13 protein-coding genes and 9 tRNA genes are annotated in these 17,540 nt (G+C 64.9%); 6 read left to right on the top strand and 16 right to left on the bottom strand.

The window, feature by feature from the left end:
• Nucleotides 1–11: 11 nt before the first annotated feature.
• Entirely contained in the window at nt 12–239 is a 228-nt protein-coding gene (rpsR, locus tag ACZ5EF_RS03070) for a 30S ribosomal protein S18 (RefSeq protein ID WP_146800863.1), read from the bottom strand.
• 26 nt (nt 240–265) lie between these two features.
• On the bottom strand, nt 266–646 hold the full coding sequence (gene rpsF / locus ACZ5EF_RS03065) for a 30S ribosomal protein S6 (RefSeq protein ID WP_195861767.1): 381 nt from the start codon (nt 644–646) through the stop codon (nt 266–268).
• A gap of 659 nt (nt 647–1,305) precedes the next feature.
• On the opposite strand from rpsF, the gene ACZ5EF_RS03060 reads away from it, so the two are divergent.
• Nucleotides 1,306–2,682, top strand: a complete 1,377-nt coding sequence (locus ACZ5EF_RS03060; RefSeq protein WP_346062534.1) for an NAD(P)/FAD-dependent oxidoreductase — start codon at nt 1,306–1,308, stop codon at nt 2,680–2,682.
• Nucleotides 2,683–2,700: 18 nt separating this feature from the next.
• Here ACZ5EF_RS03060 and rlmB read toward each other — a convergent pair whose 3' ends face one another.
• Together rlmB and rnr are read right to left on the bottom strand one after the other, a co-directional pair.
• Nucleotides 2,701–3,474, bottom strand: a complete 774-nt coding sequence (gene rlmB, locus ACZ5EF_RS03055; protein WP_346062900.1) for a 23S rRNA (guanosine(2251)-2'-O)-methyltransferase RlmB — start codon at nt 3,472–3,474, stop codon at nt 2,701–2,703.
• A gap of 71 nt (nt 3,475–3,545) precedes the next feature.
• Entirely contained in the window at nt 3,546–5,915 is a 2,370-nt protein-coding gene (gene rnr, locus ACZ5EF_RS03050; RefSeq protein ID WP_346062535.1) for a ribonuclease R, read from the bottom strand.
• A gap of 183 nt (nt 5,916–6,098) precedes the next feature.
• Between rnr and ACZ5EF_RS03045 the strand changes: the two genes are divergently transcribed.
• The 4 genes from ACZ5EF_RS03045 to ACZ5EF_RS03030 all read left to right on the top strand — a co-directional run bounded on the left by ACZ5EF_RS03045 (nt 6,099) and on the right by ACZ5EF_RS03030 (nt 6,600).
• Nucleotides 6,099–6,185, top strand: a tRNA-Leu gene (locus tag ACZ5EF_RS03045).
• Between the two features lie 78 nt (nt 6,186–6,263).
• Nucleotides 6,264–6,350: transfer RNA gene (locus ACZ5EF_RS03040), tRNA-Leu, on the top strand.
• Nucleotides 6,351–6,383: 33 nt separating this feature from the next.
• Nucleotides 6,384–6,470, top strand: a tRNA-Leu gene (locus ACZ5EF_RS03035).
• A 43-nt stretch (nt 6,471–6,513) separates the two neighbouring features.
• Nucleotides 6,514–6,600 (top strand) — tRNA-Leu (locus tag ACZ5EF_RS03030).
• Between the two features lie 109 nt (nt 6,601–6,709).
• Here the strand turns inward: ACZ5EF_RS03030 and ACZ5EF_RS03025 are convergent.
• Together ACZ5EF_RS03025 and ACZ5EF_RS03020 are read right to left on the bottom strand one after the other, a co-directional pair.
• Nucleotides 6,710–7,567 carry a DNA/RNA non-specific endonuclease gene (locus tag ACZ5EF_RS03025; protein ID WP_346062536.1) on the bottom strand — a complete coding sequence of 286 codons (858 nt, stop codon included), beginning with the start codon at nt 7,565–7,567 and terminating at the stop codon, nt 6,710–6,712.
• Nucleotides 7,568–7,633: 66 nt separating this feature from the next.
• Nucleotides 7,634–7,909 (bottom strand): Lrp/AsnC family transcriptional regulator, encoded by a 276-nt coding sequence (locus ACZ5EF_RS03020; RefSeq protein ID WP_346062537.1) that lies wholly within the window; start codon nt 7,907–7,909, stop codon nt 7,634–7,636.
• Nucleotides 7,910–8,212: 303 nt separating this feature from the next.
• On the opposite strand from ACZ5EF_RS03020, the gene ACZ5EF_RS03015 reads away from it, so the two are divergent.
• On the top strand, nt 8,213–8,527 hold the full coding sequence (locus tag ACZ5EF_RS03015) for a high-potential iron-sulfur protein (protein ID WP_346062538.1): 315 nt from the start codon (nt 8,213–8,215) through the stop codon (nt 8,525–8,527).
• Between the two features lie 70 nt (nt 8,528–8,597).
• Here the strand turns inward: ACZ5EF_RS03015 and ACZ5EF_RS03010 are convergent, their stop codons facing one another.
• The 10 genes from ACZ5EF_RS03010 to ACZ5EF_RS02965 form a co-directional block, all read right to left on the bottom strand.
• Complete coding sequence (locus tag ACZ5EF_RS03010; RefSeq protein ID WP_346062539.1) at nt 8,598–10,151, bottom strand: SpoVR family protein; 1,554 nt, start codon at nt 10,149–10,151, stop codon at nt 8,598–8,600.
• Between the two features lie 20 nt (nt 10,152–10,171).
• Nucleotides 10,172–11,452 carry a YeaH/YhbH family protein gene (locus ACZ5EF_RS03005; RefSeq protein WP_346062540.1) on the bottom strand — a complete coding sequence of 427 codons (1,281 nt, stop codon included), beginning with the start codon at nt 11,450–11,452 and terminating at the stop codon, nt 10,172–10,174.
• Nucleotides 11,453–11,557: 105 nt separating this feature from the next.
• Nucleotides 11,558–13,480, bottom strand: a complete 1,923-nt coding sequence (locus ACZ5EF_RS03000; RefSeq protein ID WP_346062541.1) for a PrkA family serine protein kinase — start codon at nt 13,478–13,480, stop codon at nt 11,558–11,560.
• A gap of 269 nt (nt 13,481–13,749) precedes the next feature.
• Complete coding sequence (locus ACZ5EF_RS02995; RefSeq protein ID WP_346062542.1) at nt 13,750–15,768, bottom strand: NADPH-dependent 2,4-dienoyl-CoA reductase; 2,019 nt, start codon at nt 15,766–15,768, stop codon at nt 13,750–13,752.
• 204 nt (nt 15,769–15,972) lie between these two features.
• Nucleotides 15,973–16,049 (bottom strand) — tRNA-Asp (locus ACZ5EF_RS02990).
• Between the two features lie 3 nt (nt 16,050–16,052).
• A tRNA-Val gene (locus ACZ5EF_RS02985) sits at nt 16,053–16,129 on the bottom strand.
• A gap of 38 nt (nt 16,130–16,167) precedes the next feature.
• Nucleotides 16,168–16,244 (bottom strand) — tRNA-Asp (locus ACZ5EF_RS02980).
• 53 nt (nt 16,245–16,297) lie between these two features.
• Nucleotides 16,298–16,374, bottom strand: a tRNA-Asp gene (locus tag ACZ5EF_RS02975).
• A gap of 40 nt (nt 16,375–16,414) precedes the next feature.
• Nucleotides 16,415–16,490, bottom strand: a tRNA-Val gene (locus ACZ5EF_RS02970).
• A 145-nt stretch (nt 16,491–16,635) separates the two neighbouring features.
• Nucleotides 16,636–17,400, bottom strand: a complete 765-nt coding sequence (locus tag ACZ5EF_RS02965) for an alpha/beta family hydrolase (protein ID WP_346062543.1) — start codon at nt 17,398–17,400, stop codon at nt 16,636–16,638.
• Nucleotides 17,401–17,540 lie beyond the last annotated feature (140 nt).

Here is a 17,540-nt window from a genome sequence, read left to right as displayed (position 1 = left end):
CGAAGCCGGAATTACTGGTGGCTGTCGGAGTAGGGCAGCAGGGCCAGGTAGCGGGCGCGCTTGATAGCGGTGGCCAGCTGGCGCTGATAACGGGCCTTGGTGCCGGTGATACGGCTCGGCACGATCTTGCCGGTTTCGGTGACGTAGGCCTTGAGCGTATCGATGTCTTTATAGTCGATCTGCTTCACGCCTTCGGCGGTGAAACGGCAGAACTTACGGCGACGGAAAAAGCGTGCCATTGTAAATCTCCTCTGGGCGTGCGGAATCAGTTAGCTTCGGCGGTTTCGGCGCTGCGCGGCTTTTCTTCGCGACGCGGACGCTTCTCTTCTGCCGGCTTCATCATCGGTGAGGCTTCGGTGATGGCTTCCTTGCAGCGCACGACCAGGCTGCGGATGATGGCGTCGTTGAAGCGGAAGATGTTCTCGATTTCCTCGAGGGTCTCGCCGCGGCACTCGACGTTCATCAGCACATAGTGGGCCTTGTGGATCTTGTTGATCGGGTAGGCCAGGTGACGACGGCCCCAATCTTCCAGGCGATGCACGCTGCCGCCGCTCTCGGTGACGAGGCTGGTGTAGCGCTCGACCATGGCGGGCACCTGCTCGCTCTGATCCGGGTGGACCATGAAGACGATTTCGTAATGACGCATGGTGGCTCCTTTCGGTTTGACAGCTTCCCTGGGCGGATGGCCCGAAGAAGCAAGGAGGTGATAGTGGAAACACTAACGCCCGCACGAAGGACGCACGGGCGCCAGTATTGTAGAGAGTGGCGCCCCGCTGCGCAAGGGCAAGCAGCCGGAAGAGGAGCGTTTCGCGGGCGACAACAATATGGTCGAGGCGCCTCCCGGGCAAGGCGGCTCGCCCACCTCCGGGACGAGACCCCGACGCCAAGGCCCGTCGCCTCCCCCGGCCGCGATGCTTGGCAAGCCGACAGAAAGTTGACACTGTAATCAAATATCCATATTTTGATAACGCACAGTTATGGATATCCCTCCCTCCCATGCCGCGGCGCCACGCCTGATTCGCGAGCCCCGATACCGGGTCGATCGCCCCTGGCGACGCCGCCATGCCGGATTTTCTTCGGCCCAGGTTCACTTACCGGGCCCAGTGGCAAGCCTCACGCCGCCCTCGCCTCGACGGTGACGGGCCACCCCTCTTCTGGGTGACTGCCTCCGGCGTCACGCCGACGGCTTGCCCCTCCGCCTCGAGGGCAAACCGGGGGTATCCATGTTTTCGCCATCCGAGTGCCCGGCACGCTTGGTTCGTCGCGACGAGCCGAGCGCCCCGGGCACTCCTTACGGAGCCTTTCATGAGTAAACGCGTTGCCATCATCGGTGCCGGCCCCAGCGGCCTGGCACAGCTGCGAGCCTTCCAGTCCGCCGTCGAGAATGGTGCCGAACCGGTCGAACTGGTCTGTTACGAAAAGCAGGGCGACTGGGGCGGCCAATGGAACTACACCTGGCGCAGCGGCCTCGATGAGAATGGCGAACCCGTCCACAGCAGCATGTATCGCTACCTGTGGTCGAATGGTCCCAAGGAGTGCCTGGAGTTCGCCGATTACAGCTTCGAGGAGCACTTCGGCAAGCCGATCGCCTCCTATCCGCCCCGCGCCGTGCTCTGGGACTACATCAAGGGACGCGTCGAAAAGGCCGGCGTACGCCGCCATATCCGCTTCAACTGTCCGGTGCGCCAGGTGGAGTATCGGGAGACGGACGGCACCTTCCTGGTTACCGTGCATGATCATGATCGGGATGTGATCGAGAGCGAGGTATTCGATCACGTGGTGGTGGCCTCGGGGCACTTCTCCACCCCCAACACGCCGCAATTCGAAGGCTTCGAGACCTTCAACGGGCGCATCCTGCACGCCCACGACTTCCGCGACGCCCTGGAATTCCAAGGCAAGAGCCTCCTGCTGGTGGGCAGCAGCTACTCCGCCGAGGATATCGGCTCGCAGTGCTACAAATATGGCGTGCGCAGCATCACCACCTGCTACCGCACCCGCCCCATGGGCTTCGATTGGCCCGAGAACTGGGAGGAGAAGCCGCTGCTGCAGCGGGTCGACGGCAACACCGCCTATTTCGCCGACGGCACCAGCAAGCAGATCGATGCGATCATCCTGTGTACCGGCTACCTGCACCACTTCCCCTTCCTGCCGGACGCCCTGCGCCTGCAGACCAATAACCGCCTCTGGCCGCTGGGGCTCTACCGCGGCGTGGCCTGGGAAGCCAATCCCAAGCTCTTCTATCTGGGCATGCAGGACCAGTGGTATACCTTCAACATGTTCGATGCCCAGGCCTGGTATGTGCGTGACATCATCCTCGGCCGCATCACCCTGCCCGAGCGCGCCACCATGACCGCCGACAGCCAGGCCTGGCGTGAACGCGAGGAGACGCTGGACAGCGACGAGTCGATGATTCGCTTCCAGGGGGATTACGTGGCCAGCCTGATCGAGGCCACCGATTACCCGAGCTTCGATATCGAAGGGGTCAACCAGACCTTCCTCGAGTGGGAGAAGCACAAACACGAGGGCATCATGACCTTCCGCGACAAGTCCTACCGCTCGCTGATGACCGGCACCCAGGCACCGCCCCACCATACTCGCTGGCTGGATGCCATGGATGACTCCCTGGAGGCCTTCCTGCATGCCCCCAGCAAGCGCCCGGCCACCGCAGAGGTCGACGGCTGATCCGCCGCCCGCAAAGCGTTAACCGTCCGCCAGCGCCCCGCTCGCTCGTTGGCGCACCGCCTCGAAGAGGCAGATACCGGTGGCCACCGAGACATTGAGGCTGGAGACGCTGCCCGCCATGGGCAGCTTGACCAGGGTGTCGCAGGCCTCCCGGGTCAGGCGCCGCATGCCCTTGCCCTCGGCGCCCATCACCAGGGCCGTGGGACCACGATAGTCGCCCTCATAGACGCTGGCCTCGGCCTCGCCGGCGGTGCCGAACAGCCACACGCCCTGCTCCTTGAGCTTGGCCAGGGTGCGGGCCAGGTTGGTGACCTGATAGACCGGCACGCTCTCGGCGGCGCCACAGGCCACCTTGCGCACCGTGGCATTGAGGGGCGCCGCCTTGTCCTTGGCGACGATGACCCCATGCGCCCCGGCGGCGTCGGCGCTGCGCAAACAGGCGCCGAAGTTATGCACGTCGGTGACGCCATCGAGGATCAGCAACAGCGGCGGGGCCGCATGGGGCCAGGCGCCCAGCTGCAGCCACAGCGACTCCTCATTGGCGAAGGCCAGGGGCGGGCAGAAGGCGAGGATGCCCTGATGGGCGGCACCCTGGGTCAACTGGTCGAGAAGTTCCCGGGGCTGAGTCAGCACCCGGGCGCCCCGGGCACGGGCCTGCTCGAGGGTCTCGGCCAGGCGCCGCTCGGCGTCGCCCTCCTGGACCCAGAGCTCCCGGGGCGCCTCACCGCGTCCCAGCAGGGCCTGGACGGCATGCACCCCATGCACCAGATCGAGCCCGGACGGGGCCGACACGGCGGCCTTGGCCCTGGGGGCACGGGTCGCCGGGCCGGGGCGACGCCCGCCCTTCTTGAACCGCTTGTCACTCACCGGCGGCGACTCCGTCGCGGCCCGCGCCGCTTGCCCTTGGGACTCTCCTTGGCCTTGGCCTCGTCACGGGGCGCCGAGGCCGCGGAGGCCTCCTTGCGACGCCGCGGCTGGCGCTGGGGGCGCGGCTTGGCATCGGCCAGTTCGAAGTCGATCTTGCGCTCGTCCAGGTCGACCCGGGCCACCTGCACGGTGACGCCATCGCCGAGGCGATAGCTCATGCCGCTGCGCTCGCCCTTGAGGCGGTGCTTCTCGGCCTCGTAGTGGTAGTAGTCGGAGGGCAGCGAGGTGACGTGCACCAGGCCTTCCACATAGACCTCGTCGAGACGCACGAAGATACCGAACTGGGTCACCGAGGCGATGGTGCCATCGAAGACCTCGCCCAGCTTGTCGGACATGAACTCGCACTTCAGCCAGTCTTCCACGTCGCGGGTCGCGTCGTCGGCACGCCGCTCGGTCATCGAGCAGTGTTCGCCCAGCTCGAGCATCTGCTCGAAGGTGTAGGGGGCCCACTTGCTGGGCGGCTCCACCGGGGCACCTTCGGCGCGCAGCACCGTGGCGGTCTGGCGCGGGCCACGGATCACCGAGCGGATGGCGCGGTGGACGAGCAGGTCCGGGTAGCGGCGGATCGGCGAGGTGAAGTGAGCATAGGCCGGGTAGGCCAGGCCGAAGTGGCCATCGTTCTGGGGCGAGTAGACCGCCCGGCTCATGGAGCGCAGCATCACCGTCTGGATGACGTCGGCATCCGGACGCCCCTTGATGGCCTCGGCCAGATCGCGATAGTCCTGCGGGCTGGGGTCGTCTCCCCCGCCCAGGGAGAGCCCCAGCTCGTTGAGGAACAGCCGCAGCTTGTCGAGGCGCTCCGGCGAGGGCTTCTCGTGGATACGGTAGAGGGCCGGCAGGTCGTGCTTGTCGAGGAAACGGGCGGTGGCCACGTTGGCGGCCAGCATGCACTCCTCGATCAGCTTGTGGGCATCGTTGCGCGAGCGCGGCACGATCTTCTCGATCTTGCGCTCCTCGTTGAAGAGGATGGCGGTCTCGGTGGTCTCGAAGTCGATGGCACCGCGTTCCACCCGGGCCTCGCGCAGCAACTTGTAGAGGGTATGCAGGTCCTGGAGGGGCTTGACCAGGGGCGCGTACTCCTGGCGCAGGGCATCGCCCTCCTCGCTCTCCTCGTCGAGGATCGCCGCCACCTTGTTATAGGTGAGGCGCGCCTTGGAGCGGAACACCGCCTCGTAGAAGCGGTAACGACTGATGGCACCATTCTGGGAGATATTCATCTCGCAGACCATGGCCAGGCGATCCACGTCCGGGTTCAGCGAGCAGAGTCCGTTGGAGAGCAGCTCCGGCAGCATGGGCACCACCTGCCCCGGGAAGTAGACCGAGTTACCGCGGGTGATCGCTTCCTGGTCCAGGGGTGAGCCGGGACGCACATAGTGGGAGACGTCGGCGATGGCCACGACCAGCTTCCAGCTACCGGATTTGGTCTTCCAGGCGCAGACGGCGTCATCGAAGTCCTTGGCGCTCTCGTCATCGATGGTCACCAGCGGCAGGTCACGCAGGTCGATGCGGTGTGCCTTGTCGTCTTCGGCCACCTCGGCGGACATGCTGCTGATCTGGTCGTGGACGTCCGGCGGGAAGTCGGCGGGAATCTCGTAGCTGCGGATGGCGATATCGATCTCCATCCCGGGATCCATGCGCTCGCCGAGCACCTCGATCACCTCGCCCACCGGCTGCACCCGGGTCTCCGGCTGCTTGACGATGCGTGCCGAGACCACCTGACCGTCCTGGGCGCCGCCGCAGGCGCTGTGGGGAATGATCACCTCCTGGGTGATACGGGCATTCTCCGGGATCAGCACGCCGAACTCCGGGGTATTGGCCCGGTAGACGCCGACGATGGTCTGGGTATTGCGGGCGATCACCTCGGCGATGGTGGCCTCGTCGCGCCCCCGGCGGTCGCGGCCGCTGATGCGCACCAGCACATGGTCGCCGTGGAAGACCCGGCGCATCTGCCGCGGCGGTAGCACCAGGTCGGGCTTCTTGCCGTCGTCGCGCAACACGAAGCCGAAGCCGTCGCGATGGCCAAGCACCTTGCCCTTGATCAGGTCGAGCTTGTCGATCAGCGCATAGGCACTGCGGCGATTGCGCAGCACCTGGCCGTCGCGCTCCATGGCCGCCAGGCGGCGACGCACCGCCTCGATCAGGTCCTCGTCGTCGAGGCCCAGCATGCGGCTCATGTTTTCGTAGGTAATGGGTTTGCCGTAATCCTCCAGGCGGGCGAGCAGGTACTCGCGGCTGGGGGCAGGCTTGTCGTACTTGTGGGCTTCACGTTCCGCGTGGGGGTCGTCGCTGAGCGTCCAGTGGGTCATGCGTGTGGCGTCCTTGAACAAGAAATGGGCGAGAGGCACGGGCGTGAGGCGGGAAGGGTCGGTTTCATGGCCGCAGTATAGCCTTAGGTATCGCTCGACCCAACCATTGCCGCGATTTCGCACTCATAAAGCCGCCGGCGGGGCTTGCAAAATCCAGCGGAATCGGTATTATGCTCGCCACTTGCCCAGGTGGCGGAATTGGTAGACGCGCTAGCTTCAGGTGCTAGTGTCCTTACGGACGTGGAGGTTCAAGTCCTCTCCTGGGCACCACTTCGATATCGCGAGGTAATGGCGATATCTCGGGATCGCAAGTTCCCACGCTCTTTATCAGCTCGATGACTCATGTTCGCCCAGGTGGCGGAATTGGTAGACGCGCTAGCTTCAGGTGCTAGTGTCCTTACGGACGTGGAGGTTCAAGTCCTCTCCTGGGCACCATCGGCCCAGCCGCGAACATGAGCAGTATGATGCGCCCAGGTGGCGGAATTGGTAGACGCGCTAGCTTCAGGTGCTAGTGTCCTTACGGACGTGGAGGTTCAAGTCCTCTCCTGGGCACCACACCGCATCATATCTCCGAGTTGATCCAGTTAGAGTGACCGCTGCCCAGATGGCGGAATTGGTAGACGCGCTAGCTTCAGGTGCTAGTGTCCTTACGGACGTGGAGGTTCAAGTCCTCTTCTGGGCACCATCGTTATCTATCGCAAGACCATCCATAGCAAGCCCCGCACACACGCCATCGAGCGTGTTTTTTTATGCCCGCGATTCGGGCATGACGATCACCCGGCGTGGCCATCACCTTAGTCGAAACGCCCCGGCAGCCGCGCCACCGACTCCAGATCCCAGCCCCGGGAGCGCACCGCCCCCTCCAGCCGCTCGGCCCTGGCTGCCGACAGCTTGGGGAAGAAGTTCAGGCCGGTACGCGCCTCCACCTCCTTGATGCTGACCAGATAGCGATCCAGGGGCTCATCGCCGCGCACCTCCTGGGGCATGATAAAGGCCAGCGCCAGAGGCTCGTCGCCGGGCACCACGATGATCTTGTAGAAGGCCTCCGGCACCTCCACCAGTCCCACCCGATTGAAGACGTTATCCATGAAGCGCTCGGGGAAGACCGGCCCGGTAATCACCTGCAGCGTCCCGAAGCGCGGCACGAAGTGATCGATCACCACCTCCTCCAGACGCTGCCAGAGGCGCCGATTGAGATCGGGGCGCTGGGGCGACATATTGCTCATCAGGAAGGTCTCGCGCTGAGCCTCCCGGCCGTGCACCACGGCGATGGCATAGTTGGGGGCCAGGTGGCCGCGATCATAGCCGCTGCCGAAGTAGCTGTCGGGTGCGATCGGCCACAGGGCGCGCCAGTCGCGCCGGAAGTCGGGGCGCGGCGCCGCCCGAGGGTTCTCCACCGCCTGCAGGGTATAGCTGACCCATAATGGATTGACCCGCACGTCCGACCACCCCACCAGGAAGCCGTCATTGCGCAGTACCCGGTGCAGGTTGGTCGGCGTCAGGCGCTCCCAGGTGGGTACCCCCATCCAGCTGAGTCGATCACGATACTCCTGCTCCTGGGCATACCAGAGCCCGCTACTGATGGCGACGAAGACCAGCCCCACACCCACCTGGCGCAGGCCGCGCCGCCATCGAGAGATCCTTCTGCGCATGCCCTTCCCTATCAATCGACGGCGCCGGCCCTAGCGGCCGGCGCCTTCACCCTCGGGTCGATGACGTCACCAACCCACCGAGAACATGGTCTCCAGGTCATGTCGCGAGTGGACCTGCATGGCATTGAGGGTCTCGGTGTCACGGATGCCCTCCACCGCATTGAGTCGCTCGGTCACCAGCTCCGCCAGGCTCTCGAAGTCCCGGGTACGGGCGATGGCCACCAGGTCGTAGCGCCCACAGGTGGAGTAGACCTCACTGATGCCTTCCACGTCGGCCAGGCGCTCGGCCACCGCCTTGACCTGGCCCTTGTCGGTATTGATCAGGATCACCGCATTCTGCATTGCCTCTCTCCCTCGCCCCAGGATGATGGTGAGTCGTCGCTGCCAGTATATCAGCGTCGCCCGGTGCTCCCCAGCACCAACGCGGCCGATTGCCGCAGCGGCGCCGCGGGCATTCGCCTCTCGGGCCAGGCTTCGACTAGGATAATCAGAACTCCGACGCCTCCGCGGGGTCGGAATGCCTAGCGAGCTCGACTCGCCATACCTAGAGCGGGACCACCCGCCCAACGACCGTGACCCTGCCCCTCCGGCCTCGTGCCTTGCGGGCAAGCCCCTAAAAAAGCAGCAAGACAGTAAGGAGACACCATGGCTAATCAGAGTCGTCGCGACTTTATGCGCCACAGCCTGCTGGGCCTGGCCGCCCTGCCCCTGGGTGCCGGCATCCTTTCCCAGAGCGCCTTCGCCCAGAGCCTGCCGCGGGTCGACCCCGACAGCGACGAGGCCAAGAACCTCAACTACGTGGAAGTGGCCGACGAAGCCAGCGACCATGAGCAGTACGCCGAGGGCGAGCATTGCGCCAACTGCATGTTCTTCCAGGAAGACAACGAGGCCTGCCAGCTCTTCCCGGGCAAGAGCGTCGAGCCGGAGGGCTGGTGCCAGGCCTGGGCCGCCAAGCCCTGAACCTCGCCACGCTTACGACAAGGGCCCGCGCCATTGGCGCGGGCCCTTGTCGTTGACAGGCAGGACGCCCTCAATCGCGCCCCTCCTCCTCGGGCAGCGGCCATTGATAGCGACGCACGATCTCCCCCTCTTCCATCGACTCCAGCTTCACCGGGAAACCCCACAGCTGATGCAGGTGGCGGATCACCGGATAGACCGTCTTGGCCAGGGGCCGGCGCCGATCCTGCACATGGCGCAGGGTCAGGGAACGGTCGCCGCGAATGTCCGCCGAGTAGATCTGGATATTGGGCTCACGCACCGAGAGGGCGTACTGCACCGAGAGCGCCTCGCGGATGCGCTGGTAACCGCGCTCGTCGTGGATGGCGGCCACCTCCAGCATTTCCTCCTGATCGTCATCCACCACGGTAAACAGCTTGAGGTCGCGAATCACCTTGGGCGACAGGAACTGCTGAATAAAGGACTCGTCCTTGAAGTTGCGCATGGCGAAGTGCAGGGTCTCCAGCCAGTCGCTGCCGGCCATGTCCGGAAACCACTCGCGATCCTCGGCGGTGGGCGCCTCGCAGATCCGCTTGATATCGGTGAACATGGCGAAGCCCAGGGCATAAGGGTTGATGCCGCTGTAGTAGGGGCTGTCGAAGCCGGGCTGATTGACTACCCCGGTATGCGACTGGAGGAACTCCAGGATCAGCCCCTCGTCCACCAGCCCCTCATCGAAGAGGCGATTCATCAGGGTGTAGTGCCAGAAGGTCGCCCACCCCTCGTTCATCACCTGGGTCTGGCGCTGGGGATAGAAGTACTGGGCCAGCTTGCGCACGATGCGTACGATCTCCCGCTGCCAGGGTGCCAGCAAGGGCGCATTCTTCTCGATAAAGTAGAGCAGGTTTTCCTGGGGCTCCGATGGGTAGCGACCGCCGCCATGCAGGCCCAGCGGGTCCTCCTCGTCGTCGAAGGCATCGGCCGGCGCCTCGCTCCCCGGCGACCGGGGAATGGTCCGCCACAGGGTATTGACCTGGGCCTGCAGGTACTCCTCCCGCTCCGCCTGGCGCTGCGCCTCCTCCTCGGCGGAGAGCGGCGAGGGGCGCTTGTAGCGATCCACCCCGTAGTTCTGCAGGGCGTGACAGGCATCCAGCAACTGCTCCACCGCGGTCACGCCGTAGCGCTCCTCGCACTCCGCCACGTACTTACGGGCGAATACCAGGTAGTCGATGATCGAGCCGGCATCGGTCCAGGTGCGGAACAGGTAGTTGCCCTTGAAGAAGGAGTTGTGGCCATAGCAGGCGTGGGCCATCACCAGCACCTGCATCATCAGGGTGTTCTCCTCCATCAGGTAGGCGATGCAGGGATCGGAGTTGATCACCAACTCATAGGCCAAGCCCATCTGGCCGCGCCGATAGGCCTGCTCCACGGCCAGGAACTGCTTGCCGAAGGACCAGTGGTGATAGCCCACCGGCATGCCCACGCTGGCATAGGCATCCATCATCTGCTCGGTGGTGATGACCTCGATCTGATTGGGGTAGGTATCCAGCCGATATTCGTCGGCCAGCCGAGCGATCTCGGCCTCGAAGGTCTCGAGGATCTCGAAGGTCCAGTCGGAGCCGGTGGCGATGGGCTTGCGTCGCATCATGCTCTGCCTCCTGGTTCTGCTCAGGCCTCGGCCCGACGCCGGAACAGTTCTCGGAACACCGGATAGATATCGCCGCCCTCGACGATCTGGCGCATGGCGAAGCGGGCGGGGAACTCCGCCGCCACCCGCTCATACTCCTCCCACAGCGCCTGGTGGGCATGGGGCGTGATCTCCACATAGGTGAAGTACTGCAGCCGCGGCATCAGCTTCTTCATCATCAGCTCGCGACAGGTCACCGAATCGTCGTCCCAATTGTCGCCGTCGGAGGCCTGGGCCACATAGAGGTTCCACTGGGCCGGGGAGTAGCGCTTGGTGATGATCTCGTCGACCAGGGTCAGGGCGCTGGAGACGATGGTGCCGCCGGTCTCCCGGGAGTAGAAGAATTCCTCCTCGTCGACCTCCTTGGCGGCGGTATGGTGGCGCACGAAGACCAGCTCCACCTTCTCGTAATTGCGCTCCAGGAAGAGGTAGAGCAGCAGGAAGAAGCGCTTGGCGATATCCTTGTGGGACTGGGTCATGGAGCCGGAGACGTCCATCACGCAGAACATCACCGCCTTGTTGGAGGGCTGGGGCTGGTTGATCAGGTTGTTATAGCGCAGGTCATAGGTATCGATGAAAGGCACCGCCTCCAGGCGCCGCTCCAGGCGCTCGATCTCCTCCTTGAGGGCCTCGATACGCGACGGGTTGCGCAGCACCGGGTCCTTGCGCTCTTCCACCTCCAGGGCCTCCTTCGCCTCGCGCAGGGCACGACGCAAGGGCGCGCGCATGGCGATGCGCCGGGCATGGGCCTCGCGCATGGAGCGCACGATATTGATGCGCGCCGGCACCCCGTCCTTGGAGATGCCGGCGCGCACCGGGCGCACCTCCTCCAGGTCCACCAGTTGCTTGCGCTCCAGGTGGGGCAGCTCCAGGCCATCGAAGACGAAGTCGAGGAATTCCTCCCGGGTCAGGCTGAAGGCGAACTCGTCCATGCCCTCGCCCTGGTTGGAGGCGCCGCCCTCGCCGGCGCCGCCTCCCCCGCCGCCCCCCGGGCGGCGCAGGCGATCCCCCTCCACGAACTCCTTGTTGCCCGGGGCGACGATACTGCGCTTGCCACCGGGACCATGCTGGAAGACCGGCTCGGAGATATCCCGAGAGGGGATCGAGACCTTCTCGCCACGCTCCATATCGGTGATGGAGCGGCGATTCACCGCCTCCTCCACGGAGCGCTTGATATGGGTGCGATAGCGATCGAGGAAGCGCTGCCGATTGACCGCACTCTTGTGCTTGGCGTTGGCCCGTCGATCGATGAAATAGCTCATGGTGACCTCCCCTGCGCGCCGGGCACCGCCGCGTGGAACACGGCCGGCACCGGGCGCGGCGACTGCCGGGGGCCATGCCCCCGGACTGGGCCTGCGGCTGACAGGTTACTGCGACTTGCGCACCCGCAGGTACCATTCGGAGAGCAGCCGCACCTGCTTCTCGGTGTAGCCACGATCCACCATGCGCGCCACGAAGTCCTCGTGCTTCTTCTGGTCCGCCGCCGAGGCCTTGGCGTTGAAGGAGATGACCGGCAGCAGCTCCTCGGTGTTGGCGAACATCTTTTTCTCGATGACGCCGCGCAGCTTCTCGTAGGACTGCCAGCTGGGGTTCATGCCGTTGTTCTGGGCGCGGGCCCGCAGCACGAAGTTGACCACCTCGTGACGGAAGTCCTTGGGATTGGAGATGCCCGCCGGCTTCTCGATCTTCTCGAGCTCGTCGTTGAGGGCCTGACGGTTGAACAGCTCGCCGGTTTCCGGGTCTCGGTACTCCTGGTCCTGGATCCAGAAGTCGGCGTAGGTGACGTAGCGGTCGAAGATGTTCTGACCATACTCGGAGTAGGATTCCAGGTAGGCGGTCTGGATCTCCTTGCCGATGAAGTCCACGTAGCGCGGTGCCAGGAACTCCTTGATATAGCGCAGGTAACGCTCGAAGGCCTCCTTGGGCAGCTGCTCCTGCTCGAGGCGCTGCTCCAGCACATAGAGCAGGTGCACCGGGTTGGCCGCCACCTCATGGGTGTCGAAGTTGAACACCTTGGAGAGGATCTTGAAGGCGAAGCGGGTGGAGAGCCCGTCCATGCCCTCGTCGACCCCGGCGGAGTCACGATACTCCTGGATCGACTTGGCCTTGGGGTCGGTGTCCTTGAGGTTCTCGCCGTCATAGACCCGCATCTTGGAGTAGACGCTGGAGTTCTCCGGCTCCTTGAGCCGCGAGAGCACCGAGAACTGGGCCAGCATGCGCAGGGTATCCGGGGCACAGGGGGCCTGATTGAGGGACGAGTGCTCGAGCAGTTTCTGGTAGATCTTGACCTCTTCGGTGACCCTCAGGCAGTAGGGCACCTTGACGATATAGACCCGGTCGAGGAAGGCCTCGTTGTTACGGTTGTTGCGGAAGGTCTGCCACTCGCTCTCGTTAGAGTGGGCCAGGATCACCCCGTCGAAGGGGATGGCACCCATGCCCTCGGTGGGGTTGTAGTTGCCTTCCTGGGTCGCGGTCAGCAGCGGGTGCAGCACCTTGATGGGCGCCTTGAACATCTCGACGAACTCCATCAGCCCCTGATTGGAGCGACACAGGCCGCCGGAGAAGCTGTAGGCATCGGGATCGTCCTGGGAGTACATCTCCAGTTGACGGATATCCACCTTGCCCACCAGGGAGGAGATGTCCTGGTTATTCTCGTCGCCGGGCTCGGTCTTGGAGATGGCGATCTGATTGAGGCGAGAGGGATAGAGGCGCGCCACCCGGAACTGGGAGATATCGCCGCCATACTCCTTGAGGCGCTTGGCGGCCCAGGGCGACATCACACTCTTCAGGTAGCGCCTCGGGATATTGTACTCCTTCTCCAGCAGCTCGCCGTCCTCCTCCGGCGAGAAGAGTCCCAGCGGCGACTCATAGACCGGCGAGCCCTTGATGGCATAGAAGGGCACCCTCTCCATCAACAGCTTGAGACGCTCGGCCAGGGACGACTTGCCGCCCCCCACCGGGCCCAGCAGATAGAGGATCTGCTTGCGCTCCTCGAGCCCCTGGGCGGCATGGCGGAAGTAGGAGACGATCTGCTCGATGGCCTCTTCCATGCCGTAGAACTCGGAGAAGGCGGGGTAGCGACGGATGACCTTGTTGGAGAAAATCCGCGACAACCGGGAATCCTTGGCCGTATCGATGACCTCCGGCTCGCCGATCGCTACCAGCATGCGCTCGGCGGCGGTGGCATAGGCCGTGGGTTCGCCGCGACACAGCTCGAGGTATTCCTGCAGGCTCATATCCTCCTGCTGAACCCGCTCGTAGCGATTCTGCACATGATCGAAGATGCTCATCGAAGCCTCCTTAAGCCCGTTGGCTCGGGCGGCGCATAAGGTTCACGGCGACCGAGGTGGGTACCCTCAGCGTAGCCCTATACATTAGATAGAGACGGTGCTGGGCAAGGCGATTTTTCAACGGATGACCATCGCGGGCCCTACCCGTATGACGCAGCAGAGGCTCCAGGGTTCGTTCACATCGTTAGAGACTTTAGATGCAAGCACCCACCGACGATAACTCATCGGTGGGTGAGGAAAGTCGTGTAGAAACAGAATGTTAATTATAACTAGAGGGCCGCAGCGGCACGCGTACCCTGATCGATGGCGCGTTTGGCATCCAGCTCGCCGGCATGCTCGGCGCCGCCGATCAGTTGCACCTGGACACCGGCCTCCCGCAGGGGCGCCAGCAGGTCGCGCACCGACTCCTGACCGGCGCAGACGACGATGCTGTCCACCTCTAGGCAGCGCGGCTCGCCGTCGAGGCGAATATGCAGGCCCTCATCGTCGATGCCCACATAGTCGCAGCCGGCCAGGGCCTCGACGCCGCGATGCTTGAGGGAGGCACGATGCACCCAGCCGGTGGTCTTGCCCAGCCCCTTGCCGGGCTTGGAGGCCTTACGCTGCAATAGCGTCACCCGCCTCGGCGTCTCGGGACGCTGCGGCGTCATCAGGCCTCCGCGTTCGCGCACCTCGAGATCCACCCCCCACTCGCGGCACCAGGCGTCGCGATCCAGGCCGGGCGGCCCCCCATGGGTGAGCAGCTCCGCCACATCGAAGCCGATGCCGCCGGCGCCGATAATGGCGACCCGGCGCCCGACCCGCTCCGGGTGAACGATAGCCATGGGATAGCTCATCACCTTGGGGTGCTCGATGCCCGGCAGGTCGAGCTCCCGGGGCTTGACCCCGGTGGCCAGCAGCACGGCGTCATACCCCGCCAGCTCATGCACCGACGGCTCGCTGTTGAGGCGCACCCTGACCCGGCGCTTGTCGAGCATCACCCGGTAGTAGCGCAGGGTCTCGTCGAACTCCTCCTTACCGGGAATCTTGCGGGCATAGTTGAACTGCCCCCCCAGCTCGGCGCTGCGCTCATAGAGCACCACCTCATGGCCGCGTTCGGCCGCGGCCACCGCCGCCGCCAGGCCGGCGGGACCGCCCCCGACCACCGCCACCCGCCTGGGCTCGGCGGCGGGCTCGAGGCGCAGCTCGGTCTCGTGGCAGGCCCGCGGGTTGACCAGGCAGGAGGTCAGCTTGCCCTGAAAGGTGTGATCCAGGCAGGCCTGGTTACAGGCGATGCAGGTATTGATCTCGTCGCGACGTCCCTCGGCGGCCTTGGCCACCCACTCGGGGTCGGCCAGGAAGGGGCGTGCCATGGAGACCATATCGGCATGGCCCTCGGCCAGCACCCGCTCCGCCACCTCCGGCATATTGATGCGGTTGGTGGTGATCAGCGGAATGCCGAGCTCCGCCTTCATGCGCCGGGTCACCTCGGTGAAGGCGGCCCGGGGCACGCTGGTAACGATGGTCGGCACCCGCGCCTCGTGCCAACCGATGCCGGTATTGATCAGGCTGGCGCCGGCGGCCTCGATGGCCCGCCCCAGGGCCACCACCTCCTGCCAGCTGCTGCCCTCCTCCACCAGGTCGAGCATCGAAAGACGGAAGATGATCAGGAAGTCGGGGCCGGTGGTCTCGCGGATGCGTCGCACGATCTCCACCGGGAAGCGAATGCGCTTGTCGAAGCCGCCGCCCCACTCATCCTCGCGCTGATTGGTGCGCGTACAGATAAACTGGTTGATCAGGTAGCCCTCGGAGCCCATCACCTCGACGCCGTCGTAGCCGGCCTCCCGGGCCAACTGGGCGCAGCGCACATAGTCATCGATCTGCGCCTCCACCTCGGCGCCTTCCAGGGCCCGGGGCGGGAAGGGGTTGATGGGGGCCTGGATCGCCGAGGGCGCCACCAGGGCCGGAGAGTAGGCGTAGCGCCCGGCATGCAGGATCTGCAGGCAGATCCGCCCGCCCTCGGCGTGCACCGCCTCCACCACGCCGCGGTGGGCCGCGGCCTCCTCGGCGGTGGTGAGCTTGGCCGCCCCCTCGAAGACCGCCCCCTCGGCATTGGGGGCGATGCCCCCGGTGACGATCAACCCCACCCCGGCCCGGGCCCGCTCGGCATAGAAGACCGCCAGGCGCGCGAAGCCATCGGGGGCTTCCTCGAGATTGGTATGCATGGACCCCATCAAGATGCGGTTGGGCAGGGTCAGGTGGCCCAGGGTCAGGGGGCGAAAGAGGTGCGGGTAGTCGGTCACGGTCATGGCCTCGATTGCGGCACGAATTCAAACAACTGTATGACAGTCTAGCCGAGGGTGACAAGCGGGGCACTCCGACCAAGGCCCAAGCCCCGGGTGCGGAAGCCGGCGCCCTACAGCATAGATGCAAAAGCGAGGAGGGAAGAGGGAGAGAATGCAGATACGAAAACGCCCCAGGCCAAGTGACCTGGGGCGTTTCGGGAATCTCGATGGCGGACCGGACGGGACTCGAACCCGCGACCTCCGGCGTGACAGGCCGGCATTCTAACCAACTGAACTACCGGTCCGCGTGGTGGGTGATACCGGATTCGAACCAGTGACCCCCAGCATGTGAGGCTGGTGCTCTAACCAACTGAGCTAATCACCCACGTAGACAAGACTATTTGCATTGCGAAGCGTCAGCCGTGGCGGACCGGACGGGACTCGAACCCGCGACCTCCGGCGTGACAGGCCGGCATTCTAACCAACTGAACTACCGGTCCACAAGGGCAAACCTTCACATTGCGGCAGCGCCTTCAGGGCTACCCGGAAACACTGGCGGACCGGACGGGACTCGAACCCGCGACCTCCGGCGTGACAGGCCGGCATTCTAACCAACTGAACTACCGGTCCACTCGCATTTCCTACGACTTCGGCCATCTCCCTGTCGAGATGGTGGGTGGTACTGGGCTCGAACCAGTGACCCCCAGCTTGTAAGGCTGGTGCTCTTCCAACTGAGCTAACCACCCCTGAACTCGTGGCGACGCATTCTACAGAGACCTCGAAGGAAGTCAACGACTTCAGGGCAACTTTTTCGCTCGGGAGCCGCCGCAATCCGCCCCCTGGGACCCATCAACGGCGGCAGGGCGCACCACCCCTGAGTTTGCGCCGTGGCTATCGACGATCGCCATCGACAACGCCAGGCTCCGAGACGTCGCCCCGGGAGTGAGGCTCGAGGGTCGAGGCGATCGCCCGGGCCGCCTCATCGATCAGCCGTGCCTGGGTCAGCCCCGACGCCTTGCGCGGCTTCCAGTCGTGGTCGCCATCGCCCAGGAAGTGAACTTTGGCGATAGCGGGAAGGTCATAGGCCTCTACCTCCGCTCGCGTGCCGAAGGGGTCCCGTTCCCCCTGCAATACCAGGGTGGGACAGGCGATCGCCGGCCAGTGGGCCAGGCGGGTGCTCTCCGGCTTGCCGGGCGGGTGGAAGGGATAGCCACACAGCGCCAGGCCGGGGACCGCCTCCCGGGCGGCCAGTAGGCTCGCCACCCGTCCGCCCATGGACTTGCCACCCAGCCAGCAGGGCGGCCCCGCCAGGCGTGACACGATGTCGCACCAGGGACGCAGCTCCTCCACCAGTTTTTCCACCCGGGGCGGCGGTCGGCGGCGCCCCTCGGCACGCATCCGCTGCATATAGTCGAACTCGATGCCCAGGGCCTGAATTCCCGCCGCGGCCAGCGCCCGACGCAGGCCCGCCATAAAGGCGGAATCCTGGCCGGCGCCCGCACCATGAGCCAGCAGCAGCCGCCCCCGGCGAGGCGCTCCCTCGATCCACAGTGGGCCGATACCGGCCACCTCGCAGTATCCGGAAATCCCGGCCTGCAAGCCCTCGATCACCTCGTCTACGCTGAGTCGAAGCGACGTTGCCTCCGCCATCGTCATTGCGACCTCTTCTGGGCGCTATTTGGTCATACGCGATTATTGCATATTTAGCTTGCCTGCCGGCTGAGCTAGAATCGGCGCCCGGAATCTTGACCTGTATCATCATGCGGGCGGTCGCGCTCGGGCACACTTGGCACCCG

It is taken from the genome of Bisbaumannia salifodinae, assembly GCF_055388505.1.
This window is presented reverse-complemented; position numbering and strand designations above follow the sequence as displayed.